Here is a 15,973-nt window from a genome sequence, read left to right on the forward strand (position 1 = left end):
GCGGCGGGTCAGTCACGGTCTGGGTGGTCCGACTGCCCGACGGACGCCGTAAACGGTTCCTCGACGAGGGCGACGCCCGGGCCTGGGCGGACGACCGAGACGGGACCGTGGAGCCGGTTACGACCTAACCCGCAGGTCGCGGGTTACAGTATTGGACAGAGCCGCTGGCCGAGGGCCGGGCGCATTGATAGCGAGATGCGACCCGACAGGAGATTCCGGTGGAACTCACCCTTCAGGACCTGCTTGATGCGGCACACGGTGCCGGTGAAGAGGGCCAGGCCCCCACAGTCGACCAGCGCAAGGATGCGATCCGCGAGAAGCTCGCTGGCGTCGACCGCGCGACGATCGAATCGCTCCAGGATGAGGCGATCGAGAAGTGGGGCGAGCTCAACGCGACCGACCCCACCGACGAGGAAGGTCTCGCTGGCCTCGAGGCCCTGACCGAGTTCGTCCAGGTGACCCGGTCGGTGCAGTCCGACCTCGACGCTGCCGATGAGCAGGCCCGGGCCCGCCGCGCTGCGATGGAGGCCGAGATTAAGGGCGCCGATGCCTCCGCAGAGGGCGACGACGAAGCTGCCGAGGGCGGCGACGAGGGTCAGGAGGGTGGTGAAGGCGGCCAGGGTGCCGACGACAGCGCCGCTGCCGCAACGGAACCGGCCACCGAAACCAGTGACGCCGGCACCGGCACCGAGTCCACCCCGTCCACCGAAGCTGCTCCGACCGCTGCCGAACCGGTCCTCGCGTCGGCCAAGCGCAACCGGTTCGACCTGTCCGCGATCGGCAAGCGGACCCCGAAGCCGAAGCCCGCCGAGGACGAGAAGCCCCGCGGGTTCTCGATCACCGCCGCCGCGCGTGTCCGAGGATACGAGGCCGGACAGGCCCTCGACCTCGACGGCGTCACCGCCGCCGCACAGGCACGCATCGAGAACATGCCCCGCGGTATCGAGGGCGTCGCGATGAAAGAAGACATCGCGCACTTCAAGGTCGACTACCCGAAGGAACTCGTCGCGTCCGGCCAGGACGACAACGCCCTGATGGAGTACGCCGCCAACCAGGCCCGCCTGAAGAACCGTCGGACCGGTCAGGGCGGTTCGCTCGTCGCGGCCGGCGGCTGGTGCGCCCCGTCGGAGACCCTGTACGAGCTGTCGCCGGTCCTCGCCGACGCCACCGCGGGCCTCGTCGACGTCCCCGAGATCTCGGTGAAGCGCGGCGGTATCCGAACCACCGAGGGCGCCGACTACGCGGCGATCTACTCCGGGGGCGAGGTTGGTATCCGCGAGACCGAGACGCAGGCAATCGCCAACGCCTCCGATCCGGACTACCAGAAGGTGCTCTACCGGGTGCCCTGCACGGACTTCGTCGAGAAGCGCGCCGGTGTGGTCTACACCGGCATCGAGGCAGGCATCCTGCAGAACTCGGCCTACCCCGAGCTCACCCGCCAGCACGTCGAGGCGGCGATGGCGGCGCACGCCCACCGCGTCAACGAGTTGACGATCGCCGACATGGTGGCCCTGTCGGGCAGCGCAGTCGACCTGACTCAGGAGCTCGGCCCGTCGGCGACTGCGTCGGTCCTCAACGGTCTCGAGCTGGTCATCGTGGACCTGCGGTACCGGTACCGCGCACCGGAGTCGATGACTCTCGAAGTGGTTCTGCCGATCTGGCTGAAGCTGCACGTCCGCTCCGACCTCGCTCTGCGGTCGGGTGTCGACTTCAACCAGGTCACCAACGAGCAGATCAACGCGTTCTTCGTCGCACGCGGCGCCCGCGTCCAGTGGGTCTACGACTGGCAGGACGCGTTCTCCGGCGTGTCTGGCGGTTTCGGCTCGGCCTCGGTCAAGCAGACGTTCGCGACCTCGGTCAACGCACTGGTCTACCCGGCCGGCACCTTCGTTCGTGGTCGCGGCGAGATCATCTCGCTCGGTGTCACCTACGACTCGGTGAACATCCGGAAGAACGACTACCTCGAGATGTTCCAGGAGGAGAAGCTTCTGGTCCACAAGCGGGCGTACAAGAGCCTTCTGGTGACGCTGCCGCTGGCGGTCAACGGTGCGACCTCGGCGCCGCGCGAGCTGGCTCACGGCGGTCCGATCGAACCCGAGACTCCGTAGTCGCGAGCTGAGCAGATGAGGGCGCTCCCGGTTCCCCGCGCGGGAGCCGGGAGCGTTCCTCGTTCCACCACTAGAAGGAGCCGAGATGCCCGTCGGACCACCCGTATACGTCGCCCGGCCGACCGCGCCGGAGGCGCCGCGGTTCGGGCTGCTGTCCATCGCGTCGATGCCCACCGACGGCGGCGATCGCGCCGTCTACAGCGGCATCGAGTACGACCTGCCGCCGGAGCCGAAAGCGACCGCCTCGCCGACCGACTGCGTCGATGTTCCCGACGAACCGCTGGACCTCGACCGCGGCCATCCCACCACGACCGCGATGCCGCTGCGCGCCTGGTCGGGATTCGAATGCTCGGCCGTCGGCCTGGACGCCGCTGAGATTGATTCCTACGCGCGGGCGAAACTCGCTGCCGCCGAGTCCCCTCATCTCGAATCGCAGCTGTGGTCCGAGTCCGACCCTTCCCTGATGTCGCCGGACACGGTCGTCGTCGAGGACACCGCGGTGCCGCTCGAGATCGGGATCGGGCTCCTCGAAGGGTGGCTCCGCAGCGAGTACGGAGGTGTTGGCGCGCTGCACATCCCGCGGGTGCTCGGCTCGCTCGCGGATCACAAGTCGGTGCTGCATGCCTCTGGGTCGAAGCTGACCACGCTCGTCGGAACCCCGGCGTCGCTGGGGAACTACCCGGCGACCGGTCCCGACGGGCAGGCCGCCGCTGCCGGCACGTACTGGATCGTCGCCTCCGGTGATGTCGTCGCCCGCCGCGGCGAAGTGAAGGTCCACACGGCACAGCAGAATGCGCGCATCGACTGGCGTCGCAACAACATCCAGGGCATCGCCGAACGTTCCTACGTCATTTCGTTCGACGACATCACCAGCGCGGTGCTGGTGAATCTCACCTAGAAGGGATGAGTCATGCCGACGATTCTGACCAGCAACGACCGTGAGGCGTCGCAGATCGCGCGGAAGTTGCTCGATGCGACCAAGGGCGACGAGACACGGTTCCGGATCGTGACGACCGGCCAGCGGTTGGCGTTCGAGGTCGACGACGCGCTCGCCGACGAGATCGGTGAGGACGCAACTGATGAGCCGGACGAGCAGCCAGTGCCGGACCCGCCGCTGGTGTCCGGCGAACCTGTGATCCCCGTCGATGATCTCGAGGAACCCGACCGCAACGGCCGCACCGCCGACTGGGCCGAGTTCATGCGCAAGCGCTACCCCGGCATGCACACCGGCGGTATGACCCGCACCGAGCTGATCGCCGAGCACGACAAGCGCACAGGCGATGCGTAACAACGAAAGACCTGCATCGGGGACTATCCTGATGACAGCAAGCCGCTGGCCGAGGGCCGGGCGTGACCACACTCACGACCGACCTGGAGGTCTGAAATGGCGAACCTGACCTGGCCGTCCATCCGCGGCAAGCGAGCACGCTTCACCCGTCTCGACGAATGCGGCGAACCCGTCGTCGGCCCGAAGACCACTCTGGTCACCAAGGGCTACATCAGCGTCACCGTCTCCCCCGAGTACGAGGACGCCACCGAGAACGCACCCAAGACCGCCGACGACACCTTCGCGTTCGTCGACCGCGGGAAGGACCTCCTGAAGTACCTCACCGCGGAGATCCAGTTCGTCGGTGTCGATCCCGAGGCGTACGAGATCGTGTCCGGCAACCCGATCTGGACCGACGCGGCCGGCGACGCCGCGGGCATCAAGGTCGGCACCTACGACGACATCGACGCGAACTTCGCGCTCGAGCTGTGGACCGACATCCCCGGCCAGGTGTGCCAGGGTGCCAAGGCGTACGGCTACTTCCTGCTGCCGTTCATCGGCCCGGCCCGCATCGGCGAGATCGCGATCCAGGCGGAGCGTGCGGAGTTCTCGCTGACGAACGCGATCACGAAGGACGCCAACGGTTGGGGCACCGGACCGTACAACGTCGAGCTCGACGACGCGGCGACTCCGGTTCCGGCGAAGCTGAACACGGCGCTGACGGCGAAGGATCATCTGGTGATGTTCCAGACGAAGGTTCCGCCGCCCGCGGTGACGGCGGGCGCTGTTCCGCTGGCCTGATCTCCCTCCTTGGATGGTGGGTTACGCGCCCCCGCCCCAGCCGATCCCCAACCGGCTGGGTCGGGGGCGTTCCCGGTTCTGACGAACGAATAGGAGTCTTCCGTGGTTGAGTGGCCGATCGTCATCCCGTCGAACGCCCGCGATCTGTGGGCCGGTGCCGACGTAACCGACAAGGAGGCCGCCGAAGCGTTCGCCGGCCGCATCCTGTGGGCGCTGACCGGCGAGGTGTTTGGCCTCAGAGCCGAGAAGGTGCGGCCGTGCTTCACGCCGCAGACCCGCGGTTCCACCTACTTCGGGCCCGCTGACCCCACACCGGCGTGGTGGCCCGGCGTTGGGGTCGGGAACCCCGGAGCGTCCGGCGCGTGCGGCTGCCGCTCGAACTGCCGCCACGTCACCGACCACGACGTGTGGGTGCCCGGGCCGATCGCCTCGGTCACGAGGGTGACTGTCGACGGCGTCGACGTTCCGGACTCCGCGTACGTCGTCCGGTCTCGGCGCTGGCTGCGCCGCATCGACGGCCAGCCGTGGCCGCAGAACCAGAACCTCGACGCACCGGACGACGCACCGGGCGCGTTCGTGATCGAATACCAGCGCGGCGTGCCCGTTCCGCCGGAGGGGCAGTTCGCGGCCGGCGCGCTCGCCGTGGACCTGTTGCGTGGCATTACCGGCGGCGAGTGTGCGCTTCCGTCGAACCTCACGTCGATCTCGCGGCAGGGCCTCACGATGGAAGTTGACCCGCGCGCGTACTTCGCCGAGGGGCTGACCGGGATCGAAGCCGTCGACGAGTGGATCATGGCGGTGAACCCGTACAAGTCGCGCCGCCCTGCGCGGATCTCGTCGCCGGACCGACCCAGGGTGGAGCGTCTGTCATGACGGTCTGCAATCCGTACGCGATCGCGAAGCGGCTTCTCGACCAGCTCGCCACCGAGCTCGTCGAGGCGCGTGCCGATGTGCCGAAACGCATGGCGGTGCTAACGTCCCCGCAGGCCGCGGTGATGGAGACGTGCAGCACCGGGTGGGTGGCGTTCTCCGGCATCACAGCGAGTAACGGTGCCGGCGGATCCCCGGGCGCGATCCGCGACGTCGCGCCCGATCACCAGGTGTCGCTGACGATGGGCGTGTACCGCTGCTTCCCGGTCGACCCGAAACTCGGCCCCCCGTCGTCTCCCGTGCTGGATTCGGCGTCGCGGGACATCCTTGACGACTTCGAGGCCATGCGCCGCGCCGCGCTACACGCCTGGTCGGAGGAACACACCGACGACGAATGGGACCTCGAACCCATCCTCGGCGGGTGGCGGCCGGTCACACCGCAGGGCGGCGGGCACGGGTCAACGATGGACGTCTCGGTGACCGCGCCGCTGTCGCTGTTCTCTGACGAGTCGGTGCCGATGCTCGACGGCGACCCGCGCGGCTGAGCGTTACGTTCGTAGGTCACTGTTCGGGCGTATCCTGCGGGTATGGCTGAGGTGACTATCAGGGCAGAACAGCGTGTCGCGGGATTGGTACCGGGAACGGTGGTGACCGTCGAGCGCACCGAGAAGATCGAGCAGCTCATCGCGCAAGGACGCGTGACCGTCGTCGACCCGGATGCCGCAGCAGCGGACCTCTCCGACGCACAGACCGAGGCCCGCGAAACCCTTGACCGGCTCAATGCAGAGCTGGCTGCGGGCGAACAGGCCTCGGACCCCGAGAGCCCCGCAGACGCAGCGGACCAGGCCCCGGCGTCCGGCCGGCGGAAGAAGCCGACTGGCGATGCCAGTTGACATCCACCACCACACGATCGAACAGGACAACCGCGCCGCGGCCGAGCGGTGGGGCAACCGCATCGGCCGCCGCGTCACCAACTCCGCGAAACGCCGCGCACCGGTCGACGAAGGCGCTCTCCGCGCGAGCATCGACTACACCCTCGAATGGTCGGCCGGCGCATGTCACATCACCATCGGGTCGCCCCTCGACTACGCCGAGTACTTTCACACCGGCACAGGCATATACGGGCCCAAGGGCACGCCGATCGTCCCGGTCACCCGCAAGGCCCTCAAGTTCCGGTGGGAACCCACGGGCGGCGGCGCGAAGAAGAAACTCCCGAAGGAACAACGCGGCTGGTTCTTCGCGGCGTCGGTCAAGGGCATCGAACCCGATCCGTTCCTGATCGACGCGCTCCGAGAGGTCATGGGCGTCATCGACACCCTCCGTTAGATCGAAACACCATCCACCGAAAGGGAACCACCGTCCAATGAGCACCACCGACGACAGCACCCGCGACATCAACGTCGACGACGACTTCGACATCGAGGACCCCGAGACCCGTTCGAAACTGGGGCTCGCTCCGATCGATGAGGAAATCCCCGAGTCGCTGCAGTTCTCGTCGAAGGACGTTGGCCGGAAATTCGAGCGACGGGCAATCACGATCGATGGCCAGCAGTTCGTGATGACACAGCCTTCGGACTACACCCTGTACCTGTACGTGCCGAAGCTGACCAGCCCGGACGGTTCTGAGCGGTTCGACTCGATGATGAAGTTCCTCGACGTCATCCTCGACCGCCCCGCCATCAGCTACCTGCTGGCCCGAATGACAGACCCGGCGAACGACTTCAACGTCACGATCCCGCCGACGATTGTGGCGACCGCACTCGACCTGTGGGGCAACAAGTCCGTCGCCGAGATGTACCGCAAGTTCAACGCCGAGAACGATGCGGAGGCACCCGCGGTGCCGCCAACCCCGATCGGCGCGAACCGGTCGCAACGCCGACAGGCGGCGAAGAAGGCCCCGGCGAAGAAGGCCGCACAGCGGAAATCCACTGCACGTAAGTGACTGCCGGCCCGCCGTGGTTCGATGCTGCACCCGCCTGGTCTCTCGACGGGCGGGTGTTGCGTCTGTCCGAGCCGTCCACCCCGGACATGGTTCGTGCGCTGCTGGCGTCTGACGCCGACTACGAACTGTCCGGTCTCGCAGTAGTGTTCGCGTGCACGCCACGGGATAGCGACCGCATCCATCTGCTCACTCGACTCTACGGGCCCGCGGACGAAGCGGTGTCGCTGACCGAGATGCAGTTCGTCGCCGATGAACTCGTGTCGATGTACGGCGGCGGGCTGCGCCGCTGGACCGTCGAGCATCTGTGGACCAAGACGATGCAGAACTGGGCGTTCGTCGACGGCGAGCTCCAGCTTGGTGGCGTCGACGTCCTCGAGCTGCCGTTCGGGCGGGCGACCGCGCTGGTGTGGGCGTTGTGGCGCAGGGTGCTCCGCCACGACAAGGACGAGATGGGTCGCTTCACCCGGGAACTCGACAAGCCACCCCTGCGGGTGATCGAGAAAGAGGACGAGGAAGAGGAGGCTGCCGCCGACGGCGATGCCTCTGGGTTCATGGCGCTGCAGAGTGTGTGGCAGCAGGCCCAAAGCGGGCCCCAGACGTCAGCGTCCACCAGTGACAGCGGCAGCTCGGATACGCTAGACCGGAAATAGAAGCAGCTCGCGCTGCTGGCCGAGGGCCGGGCGCGTTGTCCTTGGAGGCAGCGCGTGACCAGTCCTGGCGGTGAATGGGCGAAAGCTCGTGTCGGCGTCGAACTCGACTGGTCGAACGTTGATCAGGAGCTTCGGCAGAAGTTGGAGCGGTCGACGCTTATCGCGTCCCGCGCCGCGCAACGACATCTCGACAACCTGCGCCGTAACGCCGAGGTCACCTTCGGCCGGATGGGCCAGTCGTACACACGCCAGACCGACGGCATGGTCCGCAACACCCAGGCCACGGTGGCGCGGATCAACGCGCAGCTGCAACGCATCCGCGACGTCCGGGTAACCGCCACCCTCTCGATCGACTCCAGCGGCGCGCTCACCGAACTCAAGCGGGTCCACGGCACCCTGCAGACCTGGTTGAACACAAACCCGCTCACGGTGCGCGTCGGCGTCGACACAGCCCGATCGATGGCGTCTCTGCAAGCCACGCACATCGCCATGCAGTCGTGGCTACAGGCCAACCCTCTCGAGGTCGACGTGCGGGCCAACTCACGCGGCCTCGCCGGGGGCCGTGGGGGGATTCAGAGTCTCACCAGAGGGATCTCGTCGGCGCTCGGCTCGGTAGCGAAGTGGACGACCATCCTGACTGGCGCGACGATGGCCGCCGGTGCCGCGCTCCCGGTGATCGCCGCGCTCGGCGCCGCGCTGGCCTCGGTCGGTGTGGCTGCCGGTGGTGCGGGCATCGCAGGAATCGCCGCCGCAGCAACCGGATTCGCCGCGCTCAAGACCGGCCTATCCGGCGTCGGTGATGCGTTCTCAGCGCTCGGCGAAGCGTCCGCGTCTGGCGGTGGTGCCGCGGTCGACAACGCCAAACAGGTACGTGACGCGCAGCGCGACCTCACGAACGCGATCGAGGATGAACGCGACGCCCAGAAGGACGTCGGTCGGGCTCGCGACGACGCCCGCCGCAAGCTCCGCGACCTCGACCTGGAACTCCGCGGCGCCGCGCTGTCGGAGAAGGAAGCGGCGATCGACCTGGCCGACGCCCGCGATGAGCTCGCGCGCGGTGACTTCAAGAACTCCCGCGAGAAGCAGAAGGCGGTCCTCGCATACCAGAAGGCCGAACTGCGCCTGACCGAAATACAGCGCGGCAACGGCGATCTCATCGAGGACACCAACGAGCAGCGGCGGAAGGGCGTCGAGGGTTCCGACGAGGTCGTCGACGCCCAGAAGCGATTGAAGGACGCCACCGAGGCCGTCCAGCGCGCCCAGGAGGCGGTGACCGAAGCCCAGAAGGGTGCCGCCGGTGGTGGCGGTGTCGACAAGGCCGCCCAGGCGATGGCGAAACTTGCACCCAACGCCCGCGCGTTCGTCCTCGCGATCCAGGCCGTCAAGCCCGCGTGGGCCGCCATGAAGCGCGAGGTGCAGGACGCGCTCTTCGCGAACCTCGCCGCCCAGATCCAGCCGCTCACCGACAACTACGTTCCGCTGTTGACCTCGGCGCTCGTGGGGGTGACGCGCGGGTTCAACGACGGCGCTCTCGCCGCGATCGGGTTCCTCAACTCCACCCGAGGCCTCGGCGTGATGTCGACGCTGCTCGGGACGTCGTCGAACATGGCCGGCAACTTCGGACGCGCGCTCGGCGAACTCATCCCTGGTCTCGCTGCGGTTGGAGCCGGTGCAGGACAGGTCTTCTCGCCCATGACCGACGGCCTCGCCGGTGCGACCCGCGGGTTCTCCGAGATGCTGATCCAGGCGCAGGAGTCCGGGCGCATGGCCGGGTACTTCCGCGAGGCGGTGGCCGTCGCGAAGCAGTTCGGGCAGGTCCTCTCCGAGCTCGGTTCGATCATCGGCGGCGTCTTCAACGCGGCAGGCACCGCGGCCGGCGGGAACTTCCTCGGCAACTTGCAGGCGTCGCTGTCGACGATCTCGGAGTGGGTCAACGGGCCCGGCCAGACCGCCCTGGTGTCGTTCTTCGAGTCGATGACCGCTGGCATGGGGGCGGTGCTACCGATTCTGCTGCAACTGGCAGGGATCATCGGCACGACGATCGCGCCCGCCCTGTCGAACCTGCTGGTCCAGATCGCGCCCGCGGTCGGTGGATTCGTGACCGCGCTCGGCGAAGGGCTGCAGGCGATCGCACCGGCGATGCAGCCACTCGGTACCGCCATCTCGGCGATCGCGACCGCGCTCGCCCCGGTCATGCCCGTCCTCGGGCAGCTCATTGCGACGTTCGTCGAACTCGCCGGGCCGATCATTGGCGCGCTCGCGCAGGCCCTCGGCCCGGTGCTGGCCACGGTCGGAAACTCGTTGATCGTGCTGCTGCAGGCGCTCATGCCTGCCGTGCAACCGATTTCGGAGCTGTTCGTCGCGCTCGGCCCTGTGATCGGGCAGCTCGCGTCGATGATCGGCGGTGCGCTCGGCGCTGCGCTGCAGGTACTCGTGCCGTCGATCGTCCTCGCCGTGCAGGCACTCGCCGAGATGATGCCGCTGGTCACCGGCATCCTTCAGATGCTCCAGCCGTTCACGACCGCCATCGGCGCCGTCGCGGGCGCGGTCCTCGTTGCCTACGGCGCCTTCAAGGTGTTCAAGGCGGTGCAGACAATCATCGCGATCGTGCGCACCGCGTGGACGCTGCTGTCGCTGGCCTTCGCCGCATCGCCTATCGGCATGATCATCACCGCGATCGCTGCCCTCGCCGCCGGCCTGTACCTGTTCTTCACCAAGACCGAGACCGGACGCCGCCTATGGGACACCATCTGGGGCGCCATCAAGTCCACATTCACCGCGGTCTGGGACGTCATCAAGGCGGCCTGGGACGCGGTGTGGCCCGCCCTGCAGGCCGGGTTCCAGAAGCTCGGCGACATCGCCAAGTGGCTGTGGGAGAACGCGATACAGCCCGCCTTCAACGGGATCGCGACCGCTATCGGCTGGGTCATGGATCACTGGGAGATCTTCGCCGCGGTCCTCGGTGGGCCGATCGGGATCCTCGCCGCGCTGCAGTCGAAGTTCGGTGTGGTCTCGACCGTGATCCAGGCGCTCGGCACGGTGATCACCTGGTTGTGGCAGAACATCATCCAGCCGGCGTTCTCGTTCATCGGCACAATCATCGGCGGCGTCTGGGAGGTCGTGAAGTTCATCTTCAACTCGTGGATGACCATCTTCCGTGCGGTCGGGTCCGTGGTGATGTGGTTGTGGAACAACGTGGTTACGCCCGCGTTCAACGCTATCCGCACCATCATCACGACCTGGTGGTCCGGCGTGCAGATCGTGTTCGGGTTCTTCCGAGACATCCTCGTGTCGGTCGGCGGCTGGGTATGGGACATGGTCGGCCGGGTCGTCGGATTCTTCACCAACCTCGCAGAGGGGATCCGCGACAAGGCGACACTGGCCAAGGACTGGGTCGTCGAAAAGTTCAACCTCGTCATCGACTTCTTCCGCGGCCTCCCCGCCACCATGCGCGACCTCGCAGGCAAGATCTGGGACCCGATCAAGAACGCGGCGAAGGCCGTGTTCAACTCGATCGCGCGCCTGTGGAACAACACCGTCGGCAAGGTCAACTTCACGGTGCCCGACTGGATCCCGGGCGTCGGCGGGAAGAAGTTCTCGATGCCGCAGATCCCGACCTTCGCCTACGGCGGCCAGGTCCGCGGGAAGGGCACGGCGACGTCGGACTCGATCCTGTCGTGGCTGTCGAACGGCGAGTTCGTTTCCCCGGCGCACGCGGTGAACGCCCGCACCCTGCCGCTCCTCGAGGCGATGCGTTCCGGCTGGACGCCTCCGGCATGGCTGACCGGCGCGGCACTCGGCGGCGGTCTACCCGGGTTCGCCGGCGGTGGTCCGCTGCTCACCCAGGACGAGGTCGCCCGCATGGGCGGCGGAACCGTCAACCGGTCCCTCGCCGAAGCGGTCCGGCGCCAGTTCCCCGACATCAAGATCACCTCGGCCAAGACCGACCACTTCGACGACGGCGGCTACCACCCGCGCGGGATGGCGCTCGACCTCGACAACCGCGACGACGTCGCCGCCTGGCTGTTCGCGAACCGGAAGGCACTCGACCTCGGGCAGATCATCTACGGCGGCGGCGACGGCCAGTGGAACTACTACAACATCGGCGGAACCGAGGCCGCCGGCAAGGATGCCATCCCGATCTACGGATCGGATGTGGTGTTCGGGCAGCACTCGAACCACATCCACGTGATGGCGAACAAGGAAGTGCCGGCGGGCGCGCTGAGCGGCGGCCCGCGTCCCGGGTTCGACACGGGTATCGGCGTCGGGACGGCGCCGGGTGGTGACCTCGGGGGCGGCGCGTCGACCCCGATCGGGTCGGGGCTCGGCGGGTCGTGGGGCAACTCGGGCGGCCAGTCGGCGTTCAACTCGGCGGCGGAGGCCGACAAGGGCGGCGTAATCCCGGTCTGGGTGGAGAACTGGCCGGCGTCGCTCGGCGGCGGCGGTGGGGGCGCGGGGGCGCCGACGTCGCTGGGTGGCGGCGACCCTTCGGCGCTCCCAGCCGGTGGTGCGGGCGCTGGCGGCACAGCGATCCCAGCCGGCGCGGGTATCGGGAAGCTCACCCGCAACTCGAGCAAGCAGGAGGTCGCCGACGCGATCTACTGGGAGGCGCGAAAGCGTGGCTACTCCCACGACGAGGCGATCGCGATCCTTGCGACCGCACGCGGCGAATCCAACCTCGACCCGAAGGCGATCGGCGGCGGCGGAGCCTGGCACGGCGTGTTCCAGCAGGACACCTCGTACCCAGGCCGCGACGACCCGAACAAGAACATCGCCGCGTTCCTCGACCGCCTCGACACGAAGCGCAAAGATCCCGGCGCGTCGAAGGACATGTGGAAGAACATCTTCTGGCTTCAGCAACGGCCCGGGATCTCGACTGCCGACGAGGCGTTCTCCGGCGGGCGACAGGCCTACCTAGACGAGATGCGCGCGCATGAGGCAGAGGCCCGAAAGCTGGCTGACGAGGCGGCGAAGCGAGCGCCTGCCGCCCCGGCGCCCGCACCCGCCCCTGCTCCCGACCCGACCACCACACCGACCGACGTTGCCCCGGTGACACCGTCGGACACTCCCACGCTGACGCCGAGCGAGGACCCAGGCGGCGGCTACAACGTGGGAGAGAGTGGCGGTGACGACACGAAGAAGCGTGAGGCGCAGGAGTTCACCATCGGCGGCGGCGCGCTGTCGGCGCAGCTCGGCGGGCTGGTGAAGACCGCGCTGCACAACGGGCTCGACGACTTCATCGCCGCAAACCCAGGGCTGCTCGGCAACTACGACAACACCGAAGGCACGTCCCTCGGCGACCGCGCTGGCGGTGTCGCGAACGCGGCCATCTCGGGCCAGGTCGGTTCCGCGCTGGGCATCGTCGGCATGGACGTCCAGCCGCCGATCCTCGACGCCGTCGGCGCCTACATGCAGGACAACCCGCGGGACAAGGGCGAGGACGGTACCGCGACGAAGAAGGACCTCATCGACCTCGTCGACGCGTTCCTCCGCGGCGGCCCTATGCAACTCACCGTGATTAACCCCCAGGACGGAGACGACGTCGTGCGCAAGGTCGACCAGGACCGGCGACGCCGGATGCGGAGGTACGTGAAGTGATGACGTGCGTCTCCGAGGTATCCAACATCCGCATCGTCGGATGCGACGACGGCGACATCCACCCGATCCACGGCGAGGATGCCGGCACCACCGGTGTGAAGCTCCTCAAGGGCGGGTGGCGGGACATCGTCGAAGCCCCGATCCGACAAATCGAGCGAACCCCGGTGCGGATGGACGGCGGCATGCTCCGCGCCGTGAAGACCGCGATCATGGAACCGGTCATCACCGTCGCAGTGAGCCGCAAACTGGTCAACGAGACCTTCGGCGTCATCGACGGACGACTGCGCGAGGCATTCAGCTTCGAACTCGATCCGTACTACGACCAGTCGAAACTAGCGCGGATCGAATGGGAGACAGACGAATCGACACGGTGGATCGAAGTCGTGCTCGCCCCCGGGCATACCTACGATGCCGAACTCTTACCGCAGCACCACGGGTCATGGATCTGGGAGATTCACCTGAAGGCCTACGACCCGTTCTGGCGAGAAGCCAACACTCCCACCGCTGTCGAGTTCACCACCCCCGGGACGAAGACCCTCGAAATCGAGAACCCGACCGGCGTCGACATGGCGCCCACGTGGGTCACCACCCGCGGACAGGTACGGCTCCCGGACAACACCTGGACCGGGAAGCCGTGGAACCGGGCGCCGGGCGGGGCATACCCGACCCGCACCCTGCTGTACCCCAACATCACCACCGCGATGGGTGGTCTCGTCGCGACCCCCGAGCCGGGGAGGGTTCCGGTGCGGGATGCGTTTGACCACAACCTTGTTGGACAGATGCCGGTCCAGGGCGACTTCCCGAAGAACCTGATCCCGCGCTCCACCCAGCGGCAGAGCGTCACCGTGCAGGCCGTTCAGGTCCCGGCTGGTGGGATGCGAGTTGAGTGCCACCAGCCGTTGCGATTCCGGAAGCCCTGGGGGCGAGTGTGAGCGCGTTCCTGACGAAAGAAGCCAAGGCCACCGTCCAGGCGCGCGCGGCCCGGGCGGTTTCCGCGATGGAGGACTACGACTCGCAGTCGTTGCTCGACCAGTGCAACGCGATCCTCGAAGCCACTCAGCAGGCCGAACGGGACGAGGTGCGCGCCCGCCGCGAGGACCCGATCCTGCGGCTGTGGGATGCCGAGTGGCACCTGCAGCACGTCGCGACCGATGTGCTGTCGTACACGTTCGAGTGGGTCGACAACGACACGGGCACAGCAGAAATCGTGGTGCTCGCCGACTCGCCGCTCGGTCAGTGGATGCTCGACTTCGAAGGCCGCGACCTCCGCGAGGAGGGCGTGAACGTCCACATCACCGCCGACTACGTGGGCGCACGGTGGGGCGGCCGTATGGAAGACGTGTCGATCGAGCTGACCTCGACCGGCGACGAAGTGATCACCGCGACGTTCCTCCACGACTACGAGAACCTGAAGTGGATCGAGTGCTTCCCGTCGCCACTGTTCCCCGCGATCTTTCAGCTGCGCGCGTGGATCCTGCTTGGCCCGGTCAACTGGTGCGCGCTCACCACCTTGTTCCTGAACCTGATGCGCGACGAGACGCCGCTGACGATCCCCGACGACCCGATGGACCTCGGTGACTGGGTCGAGGGCTTCAACGTCAACACCTGGCAGATCGTGCCGAACCCCGTGTCGTTCACCCAGGCCATGGCGTCGGGCGTGCTGTGGGGGATGCCGATCATCCGAATGAAGTATTGGCACGACGCCTTCCACGCGATGATGGAAGACGCCGAGCTGTCGGTGCAGGCCGACCGCTGGCTCGAAGGTGACGACCTACCGTGGGAGGGCGCGGACCTCCGCAACGGCGCGCTGGTGATCTCGATCGCCGACAAGTCCGGACGCTACAACACCGGAACCAGCATGGGCGGCAACCTCTTCGGTGGCCTGCTCAACACGATCGACCAGTTCACCTCTGACGCCCTGGACACAACCCGCTCACTGATCACCGGTCAGCCGATCCCGGGCGAGTACATGCAGATCGGCGCGAAGTCGACGAACAAGAGGATGCCGTACGTCATCCTCGAGCCCGGCCGGACACCCGGGGTCGTGTCGGCGAAGTTCACCCGCACGCCGGAGAAGGTCGCGAAGATCATCACCGGCGGCAAATCGGCCCCCGGCGTGAACGAGGGCATCTCCGCGCTCATACAGGCCATCGGCGACATCGTCGGCGACAACATCAACATCATGGGCTACGGCGTCGGCTCGATCGGCGGCGCTATCGACACGCTCCTGCGGCCGCTGTACACCGACACCATCCTCGCGTGGACTGACACGAAACTCACCTCCCGCGCACAGAAACTCGGCTGGTCCCGCTACGTCGAGTTCTTCCAGGAAGGCGCCGACCAGGCGTACACCCTGAACTCGCTGATGGTGATCCGACTCGGCCTGTGGGCAACCCGCCGGTGGACGTCGCACGAGGTGAAGATCCTCGACGCCTGCCCGTGGATGGTCGGCGACAACGGCGTCGGCCACATGTGGCTGTCGGACCGGGTCGGCACCACGGCGCCGCGCGACCAGTCCGGGCGAGTGTGGGTCGACCGCATCAAGAAACTCGTCCTGTCGGCCGACGAAGACAACTTCCACCCGGACTGGACGATCACGGTGGGGGAGGACGCGAAGAACCGCGACCCGTTCGAGGAAGCGATGGCCAGGATTCGCGACACGATGTCGGGGCTCCACGATCTCGGCGTCGTCTAGAGCAGCAGGTTACGGTTATTCAGAAACCTAGGTACTGAGGGA

Annotated in this window: 13 protein-coding genes; all 13 read left to right on the forward strand. The window is 67.4% G+C overall.

Annotated features, from left to right (window positions below; translation table 11 throughout):
• Positions 1-218 precede the first annotated feature (218 nt).
• The 13 genes from LEL84_RS16470 (at position 219) to LEL84_RS16530 (ending at position 15,931) form a co-directional block, all read left to right on the forward strand.
• Positions 219-2,108 carry a major capsid protein gene (locus tag LEL84_RS16470; protein WP_226512191.1) on the forward strand — a complete coding sequence of 630 codons (1,890 nt, stop codon included), beginning with the start codon at positions 219-221 and terminating at the stop codon, positions 2,106-2,108.
• A gap of 85 nt (positions 2,109-2,193) precedes the next feature.
• Positions 2,194-3,006 carry a hypothetical protein gene (locus LEL84_RS16475; protein WP_226512192.1) on the forward strand — a complete coding sequence of 271 codons (813 nt, stop codon included), beginning with the start codon at positions 2,194-2,196 and terminating at the stop codon, positions 3,004-3,006.
• Between the two features lie 12 nt (positions 3,007-3,018).
• Complete coding sequence (locus LEL84_RS16480) at positions 3,019-3,396, forward strand: hypothetical protein (protein WP_226512193.1); 378 nt, start codon at positions 3,019-3,021, stop codon at positions 3,394-3,396.
• 96 nt (positions 3,397-3,492) lie between these two features.
• Positions 3,493-4,176, forward strand: a complete 684-nt coding sequence (locus LEL84_RS16485; protein ID WP_226512194.1) for a hypothetical protein — start codon at positions 3,493-3,495, stop codon at positions 4,174-4,176.
• 102 nt (positions 4,177-4,278) lie between these two features.
• Positions 4,279-5,049 (forward strand): hypothetical protein, encoded by a 771-nt coding sequence (locus tag LEL84_RS16490; RefSeq protein WP_226512195.1) that lies wholly within the window; start codon positions 4,279-4,281, stop codon positions 5,047-5,049.
• Positions 5,046-5,591 carry a hypothetical protein gene (locus LEL84_RS16495; protein ID WP_226512196.1) on the forward strand — a complete coding sequence of 182 codons (546 nt, stop codon included), beginning with the start codon at positions 5,046-5,048 and terminating at the stop codon, positions 5,589-5,591. The genes LEL84_RS16490 and LEL84_RS16495 overlap by 4 nt, the downstream gene beginning before the upstream one ends.
• A 42-nt stretch (positions 5,592-5,633) precedes the next feature.
• Complete coding sequence (locus LEL84_RS16500; RefSeq protein ID WP_226512197.1) at positions 5,634-5,939, forward strand: hypothetical protein; 306 nt, start codon at positions 5,634-5,636, stop codon at positions 5,937-5,939.
• Entirely contained in the window at positions 5,929-6,372 is a 444-nt protein-coding gene (locus tag LEL84_RS16505; RefSeq protein ID WP_226512198.1) for an HK97 gp10 family phage protein, read from the forward strand. The genes LEL84_RS16500 and LEL84_RS16505 overlap by 11 nt, the downstream gene beginning before the upstream one ends.
• A gap of 37 nt (positions 6,373-6,409) precedes the next feature.
• Entirely contained in the window at positions 6,410-6,988 is a 579-nt protein-coding gene (locus LEL84_RS16510; protein WP_226512199.1) for a hypothetical protein, read from the forward strand.
• Entirely contained in the window at positions 6,985-7,638 is a 654-nt protein-coding gene (locus LEL84_RS16515; RefSeq protein WP_226512200.1) for a hypothetical protein, read from the forward strand. The genes LEL84_RS16510 and LEL84_RS16515 overlap by 4 nt, the downstream gene beginning before the upstream one ends.
• A gap of 54 nt (positions 7,639-7,692) precedes the next feature.
• Positions 7,693-13,236: a hypothetical protein gene (locus tag LEL84_RS16520; RefSeq protein ID WP_226512201.1), complete on the forward strand. Its 5,544-nt coding sequence runs from the start codon at positions 7,693-7,695 to the stop codon at positions 13,234-13,236.
• Positions 13,236-14,168, forward strand: a complete 933-nt coding sequence (locus tag LEL84_RS16525) for a hypothetical protein (RefSeq protein WP_226512202.1) — start codon at positions 13,236-13,238, stop codon at positions 14,166-14,168. Before LEL84_RS16520 ends, LEL84_RS16525 begins: the two co-directional genes overlap by 1 nt.
• Entirely contained in the window at positions 14,165-15,931 is a 1,767-nt protein-coding gene (locus tag LEL84_RS16530) for a hypothetical protein (RefSeq protein WP_226512203.1), read from the forward strand. The genes LEL84_RS16525 and LEL84_RS16530 overlap by 4 nt, the downstream gene beginning before the upstream one ends.
• Positions 15,932-15,973: the final 42 nt, after the last annotated feature.

Origin of the sequence: Gordonia sp. WA4-43, assembly GCF_020520305.1 — a bacterium.
In the GTDB taxonomy this organism is placed as follows: domain Bacteria; phylum Actinomycetota; class Actinomycetes; order Mycobacteriales; family Mycobacteriaceae; genus Gordonia; species Gordonia hongkongensis.